The following is an 11,486-nucleotide window of genomic DNA, read 5'->3' on the forward strand; positions in this document are numbered from 1 at the left end:
AATCCGTTTTTTACAAAGTCACAAAAACCCCAGAATTTTTAAGGTTTTTACCGCGTCTATAGAATTATGATTATTCTAATTTAGAATGTGCCAGTGAGGTACATTGTTTTTGAATCAGCCAAAATAGAAGCACATGGGGGGAAGATTATTGCGGAATAAATTTCATGACAAACAAATAACCGGTCTAGAGTGCTTCAGAAAAAAACTGGAAAGGCATTTCTTTTCAGATGTTTTCGTTCAGCAGATTCTTGACAAAAATGGAGTGCCGAAGATGGTGCTGAATTTTTATGCCAATTATACCCTTGCACACTGTCTTTATCATTTCAACAATGGAGATTGGGGCAATTTTGACCAAGAACAGTGCAATGTACCTGAACATAAGACAGGACTAGGGAACTTGGTAAGTGAGTTGCAAGAACAAAATCCGTTCAAGGTAGATATAGCAGAGTTGTCACTACATTTAAAAGACGTTTCGATCGTCATTTCAAAAATACATGAAGATAGCATTACCAAAGAATTTGGCAACATCATGTCGGCCATAAGTGAAAATTTCGTCTATTTCACCAAAAGCCTTTCTGAAATGCCCTATGAGATTTTTATTCCCATATTCACCGAATTTACCTTGGTACCGCCAAACCCAACCGATAGCTTTGACCCATTCAAAAAAGATATTGGGTACTTTGACTATTGGGCACTCTACTTTGACTCAAATGAGAACAGCGATGCGTCAATTTATGATTTGAAGAACAAAGAGATTACTTTTGGTGATTTCTTGCTACTGGGCTAAGGCTTGAACAACGGCCTATCATGCATCATCGCATTGACCTTTTCACTTACTGAGGCTATTGTCTTTTCATCATCATGATGGATAATTACCTCGTCGATATAATCAACGATAATTTCCATATCACTTTCTACCAACCCCCTCGTGGTAATGGCGGCAGTACCCAAACGGATACCCGAAGTGATGAATGGTGAGCGATCATCAAAGGGCACCATATTCTTGTTGGCCGTGATATCGGCATTTTCGAGTGCCGCTTCGGCATCTTTTCCCGTTATTCCCTTGTTGCGCAAGTCGATGAGCATCATGTGGTTATCGGTGCCACCAGAAATCACTTTATAATCTTTATCGACAAAGGCCTTGGCCATGGCCGCGGCATTTTTCTTCACCTGTATGATATAGTGCAAAAAATCATCGGTCAGTGCCTCTCCAAAGGCCACTGCCTTGGCGGCTATGATATGCTCAAGAGGTCCGCCTTGATTTCCTGGAAATACGGCCAGATCCAACAATCCTGACATTTTTCTGAGATTACCGTTTTTCAGGCGAATGCCAAACGGATTTTCAAAGTTCTCGCCCATCAAGATCAATCCGCCCCTTGGGCCACGCAATGTCTTGTGCGTGGTAGTGGTCACGATATGGCAATGCGGAATGGGATCGTTCATAATGCCTTTGGCAATAAGCCCGGCAGGGTGAGAAATATCAGCAAGCAATAGGGCATTGACCCCATCTGCTATCTCGCGAAACCGCTTGAAGTCCATATCACGTGAATAAGCAGAGGCCCCGGCAATAATGAGCTTGGGCTTTTCTTTGTCGGCCACTTCTTGGATCTTATCATAATCGAGCATGCCCGTTTCTTCATCTACTCCATAGAAAACAGGATTGTACAGCTTTCCTGAGAAATTTACGGGAGATCCATGGGTCAAATGCCCGCCATGGGCCAAATCAAAACCCAAGATGGTGTCGCCGGGCTTCAGGCATGCATGATAGACAGAGGCATTGGCCTGCGAGCCCGAATGGGGCTGAACATTGGCATATACCGCCCCGAATAGTTCTTTTGCCCTGTCAATGGCCAATTGTTCGACTTCATCGACCACCTCGCAGCCGCCATAATATCGCTTACCGGGATAGCCCTCGGCATATTTGTTGGTCAGTACCGAACCTGCCGCCTCCATCACTTGCGGACTGGTAAAATTTTCTGACGCGATCAATTCAATTCCATTGGTCTGTCTTTCTCTTTCTTTTTCGATCAGGTCAAAAATCTGGTGGTCTCTTTGCATTTTGCCTTGAAGATTTTTAGGTGCTAAAAATACAACTAAATCCCATTTTCCTACCCGAATAATTTCCTTTTTAAAGAAAGAGTTATCCAATAAAAATGAACAATCCACAAAACAGTCCAATCCCAATAAAATCAGGTATTTCATCCAAAATATACTACCACTTGACGATTTTCGTTATCACTAAGTAAGATTTTGGCACGGCGGTTGAATGCTGTCTACCAAACCATAAAATCAAAAAGCCATGAAAAAACTATTACTCTTAATCGTATTGGTCATGCTTGTTGCCTGTGGCGGTGTGAAGAAGACCCAAGAGGCCCTGAACAGTGGCAATTATGCCACAGCCATGTCAAAGGCTATTACCGAACTTTCTGAAAACAAAACCAAAAAAGGGCACCAAGACTATGTCTTGTTGCTAGAATCTGCATTTCAGAAATATTCAAAAAGAGAGCTAGAGAGAATTACCTTCTTGAAAAAAGATGGAAACCCTGCCAACTATGAGGCTATTTACAAAGGTTATGTACAATTGAAGAATTGGCAAGAAAGAATTGAACCGCTATTGCCTTTGCCCATATATGATGAAAACCGAGATGCTGTTTTTTCCTTTAGAAACTACAACAACGATATTATTGCCAGTAAGAATGCACTATCAGAATATCTTTATGCCAATGCCGGACAATTGCTTGAAAGTGCCAATAGTAAAGCTGATTTCAGGCAGGCCTATAATGAACTGGCCTATTTGGAAGAGATAAATCCAGGGTATGGAGACACGGCCCCAAAAATGGAGGAAGCATATCAAAAGGGACTGGATTTCGTCAAAGTGGAAATCAACAATGATACCGAACAGGTCATTCCTAGACGTCTGGAAGAAGAACTATTGGATTTCAATGCTTACGGGCTTAACAACTTTTGGACCCAATACCACGCCAGACCTCTGAAGTCGGTGGCCTATGACTATGCGATGAACGTTGACTTCAAAGAGATCAACATCTCGCCCGAACAGGTAAATGAAAGGCAAATCACCAAAGAAAGGCAGGTCAAAGATGGTTATGAATACCTTTATGACCAAGAGGGCAATATAGTGAAAGACAGTCTGGGCAATAAAATCAAAATTGACCGAATGGTAACGGTTCGATGTGATTTTTACCAATTCACCCAATTTAAGAGTGCACAAATAGGTGCAAAGGTCAGTTTTACAGACTTGCACAACGGGCAGGTCATTAATTCGTACCCCTTGTCAAGTGAATTTATCTTTGAGCACATTTACGCGAATTTTGATGGTGATAGACGCGCACTTGACAATGACTTGGTAAGGTTGTTAAATTTGGGCGCAGTACCCTTTCCGACCAACGAACAAATGGTCTATGATGCCGGTGAAGACCTCAAATTAAGACTTAAAGATGTAATAAGGCGGAATAGCTTTAACTAAATCATAACCCTGGTCGGTCGACCGGGGTTTTTTATACCACACTGTTCAGATCAGTATCGGCTATGGCGCCATGCGAGGTGTGAAAAGTGACCGTGCCATTTTTGACCACCAATAGCTGAGGGGATTGATGCAACACACCGAACATTTCCGAAACCTTATTTGAAACATCTCTGTGAGCGTGCAAATCCAAAAAATAGAGGTCGGCTTGCTCTCCATTGAGTGGATAACCCTGCTCAAACATATTCAAGACCATTCTGCTGATGCCGCAGGTGGTGGAGTGCTTGAATATGAGCTGTGGCCTTTCTTTTGATTTGTCTTTTATTTCTTCTATCTGTTCAATGGAAGAAAGAACGATCCAAGGTAGATCATCAACTTTTTTCCCTGAGCTGTTCTTGCTTCCAAAAAGGTTTCCCAATAATCCCATACTGCAAATTTAGAATTTCAGTCGTGCTTATTGAAAAAGCTTACAAACTGACGAAATGTCTTTGTTTTTTAGGGTTTTCGCGACAATTTGACTGGTCTTGCCCTCTGGTAAGGTTGTTGACCTCCATAGGTAAAACTGTAGAAAATGAACTTTAATAATTTCACCATAAAATCTCAAGAGGCTGTACAGCAGGCCCAGCAATTGGCACAGGCATACGGCCATCAGCAAATTGAAAATGAGCACTTGTTCAAGGCCATCGGTGAGGTCGACGAGAATGTGCTTCCCTTTTTGCTAAAAAAACTGAATGTCAACAATGCACTTGTCGCACAGATCTTAGACAAAGAACTGCAACGTTTTTCGAAGGTCTCGGGAGCAGACATCATGCTTTCGCGTGAAGCCGGAAAGAGCTTGAACGAAGCCAGCATCATTGCCAATAAGATGGGCGATGAATATGTATCCATCGAGCATATGATCTTGGCCATTTTTAAATCAAAGAGCAAGATTGCCCAAATCTTGAAAGACCAAGGGGTCAATGAAAAAGACCTGAAGACGGCAATCGAAGAACTTCGCAAAGGTGGCAAAGTCACCTCTCAAAGTGCCGAGGATACCTACAATGCCCTGAACAAGTATGCCCGCAATCTGAACCAAGAGGCCGATAGTGGCAAGTTAGATCCCGTCATTGGGCGCGATGAAGAAATAAGGCGCGTGCTTCAGATACTTTCTCGAAGAACCAAGAACAACCCTATGTTGGTCGGTGAGCCGGGGGTTGGTAAAACGGCCATTGCCGAAGGTTTGGCCCATCGAATCGTACAGGGCGATGTACCCGAAAACCTAAAAGAAAAGACCATCTATTCTTTGGATATGGGCGCACTGATCGCAGGAGCAAAATACAAGGGTGAGTTCGAAGAGCGCTTGAAGGCCGTTATCAAAGAGGTCACCACTTCTGATGGCGACATTGTACTCTTTATTGACGAGATCCACACGCTAGTGGGTGCAGGCGGTGGTCAAGGCGCCATGGATGCCGCTAACATTTTGAAACCTGCCCTAGCGAGAGGTGAGCTGCGCGCCATTGGGGCCACCACTTTGGATGAATACCAAAAATATTTTGAAAAGGATAAAGCTTTGGAGCGTCGCTTTCAAAAAGTAATGGTCAATGAGCCCGATACTGAAAGTGCCATATCCATTTTGAGGGGTATCAAAGAAAAATATGAGACCCACCACAAAGTACGCATCAAAGATGAGGCCGTGATAGCAGCCGTTGAATTGTCACAACGCTATATCACCGATAGATTTTTGCCGGACAAAGCCATTGACTTGATGGACGAGGCCGCTTCTAAACTTCGGATGGAAATAAACTCAAAACCTGAAGAACTAGATGCCCTTGACCGTAAGATCATGCAGTTGGAAATCGAGATCGAGGCCATTAAAAGGGAAAAAGATGAAGATAAACTCAAGTCGCTGAACCTTGAATTGGCCAACCTAAAAGAAGAGAGAAATGAAATCTTTGCCCAATGGGAAAGTGAGAAATCAGTGGTTGACAGTATTCAAAAAACGAAGCAAAGCATCGAAAACTTCAAGCTAGAGGCCGAGCGTGCCGAACGAAACGGTGATTACGGCAAAGTCGCCGAGCTTCGCTACGGTAAGATCAAGGAAGCCCAAGAGCGGTTGGAAAAACTACAACAAGAACTTCAAGAACAACAAAATTCAGGTACCCTTATCAAAGAAGAAGTGACCAATGAAGACATCGCAGAGGTGGTTGCAAAATGGACAGGCATACCCGTGACCAAAATGTTACAGAGCGAGCGTGAAAAGCTATTGAGCCTCGAAAAGGTATTGCACAAACGTGTAGTGGGCCAAGATGAGGCCATAGAAGCGGTTTCTGATGCCATCAGACGTAGCCGAACAGGCCTGCAAGATGCCAAGAAGCCCATAGGGTCATTTATGTTCTTGGGCACCACAGGTGTGGGCAAGACCGAACTTGCCAAAACTCTTGCTGAATATCTGTTCGATGATGAGAACGCTTTGACGCGAATCGATATGAGCGAGTACCAAGAAAGACATGCGGTAAGTCGATTGGTCGGAGCCCCTCCCGGATATGTCGGTTATGACGAAGGTGGTCAATTGACCGAAGCGGTGCGAAGAAGACCCTATTCCGTCATCTTATTGGATGAGATCGAAAAGGCACATCCTGACACATTCAATATTTTATTGCAAGTGCTTGACGAGGGCAGGTTGACCGATAATAAAGGCTGTGTGGCAGATTTCAAGAACTGTATCATTATCATGACCAGCAATATGGGCAGCCATATCATTCAAGAGAAGTTCGAGAACAATGATGATCTGCACAGCGCCACTGAAGCGGCAAGAATTGAGGTTTTGGGATTATTGCGAAAAACCATACGCCCTGAATTCTTGAACCGAATCGATGACATCATCATGTTCACACCGTTGAACAGGGCTGACATCAAGAAGATTGTCGAACTACAATTAGATCTGCTAAAAAAGTTGCTTGAGGCACAGAACATCACCATCGATGCAACCAATGAAGCCATTGAGTACTTGTCAGAAAAGGGCTTTGACCCCCAATACGGTGCACGGCCCATCAAAAGATTGATACAAAAAGAAGTACTCAATAAACTGTCTAAAGAAATGCTGGCAGGCAAAGTGAAGACCGATAGTATCGTGTTGATCGACTCTTTTGATAACGAACTGGTCTTTAGAAATCAAAGTGAGCTAGTGGAATAATTAAGCTTTCAAGGCTTTTAAAATCCTTTTCCGGTTTTTTTCGGAAAAGGATTTTTTTGTTTCCGATCCCCAAAATATCAACGGTAAAAATAATTGCCACAACTACAAATAAGGTCCGAGGGCAGATTTTTCCATTTGAATCTTTATTTTAGCAGCTCTCATAACCTAGACCATGCCGATCGTAATTGCCCTTTTGGGCATCCTGCTACTTTTTTTGTTGATTGCCCGGGTAAAACTCAATGCCTTTCTCGCCTTCATCATTGTCTGCCTCTTTGTCGGAATCTTTCAGGGAATGGATTTACAACTGCTCGTCAAATCAATTCAAAATGGTATCGGCAATACCTTGGGCTTTTTGGTGTTGATTCTCGGTTTGGGGGCCATGCTGGGCAAATTGGTCGCCGATAGCGGGGCAGCCCAGCGCATTACCACCAAACTGGTCGATAAATTTGGAATCAGAAACGTGCAATGGGCCATGGTCGTCACGGGTTTTATCGTGGGTATCCCCATGTTTTATTCTGTGGGTTTTGTCATTTTGATCCCTTTGGTCTTCACCATTGCCATGTCAACGGGGCTTCCATTGATTTATGTGGGTCTACCGATGTTGACCTCATTGTCTGTGACACATGGCTATCTTCCGCCCCACCCTGCCCCGACCGCCATCGCTGCCATGTTCAACGCCGATATTGGCAAAACGTTGTTATATGGGATCGTTATCGCCATTCCGGCCATTTTGGTAGCGGGTCCGTTATTTGCCAGAACCATCAAAAATATCGAAGCGAAGCCATTGAAAGAATTTTACAATCCGGTATTGATTCCAGAAGAAGAATTGCCTTCAACGACCAACAGTATTTTGAGTGCCCTTTTGCCCATCATTTTAATAGCATTGGCCATAGCGGCAGAACAACTTCTTGCCGATGGGCTCTTGAAAGAGGTGCTTATTTTTATAGGAAACCCGGTCATCGCATTATTGCTATCAGTTTTGGTCGCGGTCTATACCCTGGGCATTGCACGGGGAAAGAAAATGAAAACGGTCATGAAATCACTTTCGGCCTCTGTGGCAAGCATCACCATGATTTTATTGATCATCGCAGGTGCAGGGGCGTTGAAAGAAGTGTTGGTCGACAGCAAGGTAAGCGAATATATTGCCTCGACCCTCGAAGGTTCAAGTATCTCCCCATTGATCTTGGCATGGCTCATTGCCACGGCAATACGTGTCAGTGTAGGTTCGGCAACCGTTGCCGGGTTGACGGCCGCGGGCATCGTACTGCCCTTGGCTTCTGGAACCGGGGTAAGCACAGAATTAATGGTCTTGGCCATTGGGTCCGGTAGTCTGATGCTCTCGCATGTGAACGATACGGGCTTTTGGATGTTCAAAGAATATTTCAATCTTACGGTAAAGGAAACACTCTCAACATGGACCGTCATGGAAACCCTAGTGGGTATTATGGGGCTATTGGGGGTCTTGACATTGAACATGATAATTTGATTACACCATGAAAAAATCTCCTTCAGAACGAATTAAGGAATTGGGCTTGCAATTTCCCCCGGCACCAAAGCCGTTGGGCGTTTATAAACCCATTTTGGTCGTCGACAACCATCTGTATGTATCGGGCCAAGGCACGGTCAATTTTGACGGCTCTTTGATGAAAGGCCGAGCTGGTGACGATCTCGATAAGGATCAAGCCAAAATAGCGGCCAGACAGGTGGGCCTTACCATGCTATCGACTATCATGACCCATTTTGGAAATCTCGATAAGATCAAAAGGGTCGTCAAGGTATTGGGCATGGTAAACTGTACTCCCGACTTTGGGCAACACCCCTATGTCATCAATGGTTTCAGTGAATTGATGGTCGAGGTATTTGGTGAAGAAAATGGTGTGGGGGTACGCAGTGCCGTGGGCATGATGCTACCCGATAACATTCCCGTTGAGATCGAGGCCATGTTTGAATTACATGGGTAGCATGCGACAAAAGTGGTATGAAATAACAAGTGATGAGCACTTCATTACCCCTTCTTTGGTAGTGCATCCTGACCGTATCCAAAGAAATATCGAGACCATGATACGAATGGCCGGTGGCCATGAATCACTAAGACCACATGTCAAGACCTACAAAATGGCCGAAGTTATTGAGATGCAGCTACGCATGGGTATTGACAAGTTCAAATGCGCAACGATCGCCGAGGCAGAACTGTTGGCCTCATGTGGAGCAAAAGACGTGCTTTTGGCCATGCAGCCTGTCGGGGCTTCCATTCCACGGCTTTTCAAATTGATCGATACCTTTCAAAATACGACCTTTTCAACCCTTGTCGACAATATCGATACCCTTGGTGCTCTCGAGAGATCTGCGATGAAAGAAAATGTGGTTTTGGATGTTTGGCTCGATATAAACAACGGCATGAACCGTACCGGAATCTTACCCGATGATTCGGCCATTGCCTGTTATCGGGCCCTATACGGTTCAGGGCATCTTAAGGCAAAGGGGTTTCATGTCTATGACGGCCATATCAGGAATGTACATTTCGAGGAACGTAAAAAGCGGTGCAATGAGGCTTTCGAACAGGTTGAAGTGCTGAAAGAAAACATTGAAAACTTAGGAATGGAGGTCGGGAATATTGTGGCCGGTGGTTCTCCCACCTTTCCAGTACATTGCCTAAGGGAAGGTGTACAAAAATCGCCGGGCACCGTATTGCTTTGGGATCAGGGCTATAGCGATATCTTACCTGAATCTGACTTTCTTTGTGCAGCGGTTTTGACGACCCGAATCATCAGCAAACCAGCTTCTGGTCTTATTTGTCTCGATCTCGGGCATAAGTCAGTGGCACCTGAAATGCCCTTCCCAAGGGTAAAATTTCAAAACCTTGATGATGCATGTCAGCAAATCAAGCATAGCGAAGAACATTTGGTCATCGCTTGTGAAAATCCAAAAAAATACAAGATAGGTGACTTGTTTTATGCGATTCCCTATCACATTTGTCCGACAGTGGCCAAATACGATGAGGTGTATATGGCAAAGAACCATAAAATTGCAGCTCGTTGGAAAGTAGCCGCTAGAGGCAACAAAATCTCTATTTGATCCATGTTCATATTCGATGCCCACCTAGATCTTGCCATGAATGCCATAGAGTGGAACCGCGATCTTCGGTTATCTGTTGAAGAAATCAGGGAGGTTGAAAAAGGCCTGACCGACAAACCCGATAGAGCCAAGAACACGGTTTCGTTGCAGGCTATGCGTAATGGCAATATCGGCTTGTGCGTGGCCACACAGATCGCACGGTACTCACCAGAAGGAAATCCGTTGCCCGGTTGGAATTCTCAGCAGCAGGCATGGGCGCAGACCCAAGGCCAACTCGCATGGTACAAGGCCATGGAAGATGCAGGTGAAATGGTGCAAATTACCAATGTTCAAGAACTGCACACCCATCTCGAAATCTGGAAAAATGATGCTCCCAACAAACCCATCGGCTACATCTTGAGCCTTGAGGGAGCAGATTCCATCATAAGCATGGAATATTTGGAAAAGTCATACGAATCAGGACTTAGGGCCATAGGTCCTGCCCACTATGGTCCGGGAGTTTATGCGCACGGTACCGATTCTGACGGTGGTATTGGTGCAAAAGGCCGTGAGCTGCTCAAAAAAATTGGAGAATTAAACCTCATTCTTGATGTGACCCATTTGTGCGATACCAGTTTTTGGGAAACCATAGACCTATACAACGGTCCGCTTTGGGCCAGTCACAGCAATTGTAGAAAGCTGGTAGATCACAATCGACAATTTTCAGATGAACAGTTGAAAGAACTGGTTCAACGTGAAGCGGTAGTCGGTATTCCCTTAGATGCGTGGATGATGGTACCCGGTTGGATTAGGGGCAAATCCACTCCCGAACAAACAGGAGTAACCCTTGAAACGATGGTTGGCCATATGGATCATATCTGTCAGCTTGCCGGTAATTCGTTGCATGTTGGCATTGGCACTGATTTGGATGGTGCCTTTGGCAAAGAACAATGCCCTGCAGACCTTGATACTATAGCCGATTTACAGAAAGTACCCAATTTATTGGGAAAAAGGGGGTATTCACAAACCGACATCGAGAATATCATGCACCGAAATTTCATTCGCTTCATACAGAATGTTTGGAGTTAACAGAAAGAAGCATTCCATAAATGCATACCAAACAGTATATATATTTTTATATATTAGTCTAAAATTACCAAGCGCCAACTACACACTACATGTCAACCAAAGCCGAACGTACCACCGCCTATATCATTGAGACTGTCGCCCCCATTTTCAACAAATTTGGATATGTGGGTACCAGTATGAGCGATTTGACCGAAGCCACTGGCTTGACCAAGGGCGCCATTTATGGAAACTTTGAAAACAAAGAGGCTTTGGCCCTCTCTGCTTTTGAATATAACCGAAATCAACTACTGGAGACCATTGATGAGAAATTGTCAGTTGAGGGTTCATCCATGAAAAAAGTATTTTCCCTGATCAGCTTTTATCGGCAATATGATGTTTTCGCACTGCCCATGGGAGGGTGTCCGATCTTAAATGTTGGGGTCGATGCACAACACAACAACAAGCTTCTGATTGCCGCGGTGGTAGAAACCATAAAAGAAATAGAGGGTAAGATTGCATTGGTGCTTGAGAATGGTGTCAACAGCAGAGAACTGCATCTTCCCGTGACACCCTTACAATTTGCCAAACAGCTCTATACCATGCTTCAAGGTGCTGTTGCCATGTCTACCATGACCCGAGACCGAAAATATCTGATGAATACCTGTGCCTATCTTGAGCAGTTGGTGATGCAAGAAATCAAAAAGTAGTTTT

At 44.4% G+C, this 11,486-nt stretch carries 10 protein-coding genes; 8 read left to right on the forward strand and 2 right to left on the reverse strand.

All coding sequences use genetic code 11. From position 1 onward, the window contains the following. Positions 1-133 precede the first annotated feature (133 nt). The gene (locus tag L0P89_RS16685; protein ID WP_235266253.1) at positions 134-787 is read left to right on the forward strand and encodes a hypothetical protein; all 654 of its coding nucleotides are present in this window, start codon (positions 134-136) and stop codon (positions 785-787) included. Here L0P89_RS16685 and glyA read toward each other — a convergent pair. After that, on the reverse strand, positions 784-2,058 hold the full coding sequence (gene glyA / locus L0P89_RS16690) for a serine hydroxymethyltransferase (protein ID WP_235266254.1): 1,275 nt from the start codon (positions 2,056-2,058) through the stop codon (positions 784-786). The two genes, L0P89_RS16685 and glyA, sit on opposite strands and share 4 nt — an antisense overlap. A 241-nt stretch (positions 2,059-2,299) precedes the next feature. On the opposite strand from glyA, the gene L0P89_RS16695 reads away from it, so the two are divergent. Continuing rightward, positions 2,300-3,484, forward strand: coding sequence for a hypothetical protein (locus L0P89_RS16695; RefSeq protein WP_235266255.1), 1,185 nt, complete (start codon positions 2,300-2,302; stop codon positions 3,482-3,484). 31 nt (positions 3,485-3,515) lie between these two features. On the opposite strand, the gene ytxJ is transcribed toward L0P89_RS16695, so the two are convergent. Further along, positions 3,516-3,908 (reverse strand): bacillithiol system redox-active protein YtxJ, encoded by a 393-nt coding sequence (gene ytxJ / locus L0P89_RS16700; RefSeq protein ID WP_235266256.1) that lies wholly within the window; start codon positions 3,906-3,908, stop codon positions 3,516-3,518. Between the two features lie 144 nt (positions 3,909-4,052). Here ytxJ and clpB point away from each other — a divergent pair, with 144 nt between their 5' ends. The 6 genes from clpB (at position 4,053) to L0P89_RS16730 (ending at position 11,482) form a co-directional block, all read left to right on the forward strand. Continuing rightward, a complete protein-coding gene (gene clpB, locus L0P89_RS16705) occupies positions 4,053-6,653 on the forward strand; it encodes an ATP-dependent chaperone ClpB (protein WP_235266257.1) in 2,601 nt (866 codons plus the stop codon). Positions 6,654-6,825: 172 nt separating this feature from the next. Beyond that, entirely contained in the window at positions 6,826-8,139 is a 1,314-nt protein-coding gene (locus L0P89_RS16710) for a gluconate:H+ symporter (RefSeq protein WP_235266258.1), read from the forward strand. Between the two features lie 7 nt (positions 8,140-8,146). Then, complete coding sequence (locus tag L0P89_RS16715; protein WP_235266259.1) at positions 8,147-8,614, forward strand: RidA family protein; 468 nt, start codon at positions 8,147-8,149, stop codon at positions 8,612-8,614. 1 nt (position 8,615) lies between these two features. Beyond that, on the forward strand, positions 8,616-9,728 hold the full coding sequence (locus L0P89_RS16720; RefSeq protein WP_235266260.1) for a D-TA family PLP-dependent enzyme: 1,113 nt from the start codon (positions 8,616-8,618) through the stop codon (positions 9,726-9,728). 3 nt (positions 9,729-9,731) lie between these two features. Beyond that, the gene (locus L0P89_RS16725) at positions 9,732-10,796 is read left to right on the forward strand and encodes a dipeptidase (protein ID WP_235266261.1); all 1,065 of its coding nucleotides are present in this window, start codon (positions 9,732-9,734) and stop codon (positions 10,794-10,796) included. A gap of 89 nt (positions 10,797-10,885) precedes the next feature. Beyond that, a complete protein-coding gene (locus L0P89_RS16730; RefSeq protein ID WP_235266268.1) occupies positions 10,886-11,482 on the forward strand; it encodes a TetR/AcrR family transcriptional regulator in 597 nt (198 codons plus the stop codon). The last annotated feature ends 4 nt before the right edge of the window (positions 11,483-11,486 follow it).

The sequence above is a fragment of the Muricauda sp. SCSIO 65647 genome, from assembly GCF_021534965.1.
In the GTDB taxonomy this organism is placed as follows: Bacteria; Bacteroidota; Bacteroidia; order Flavobacteriales; family Flavobacteriaceae; genus Flagellimonas_A.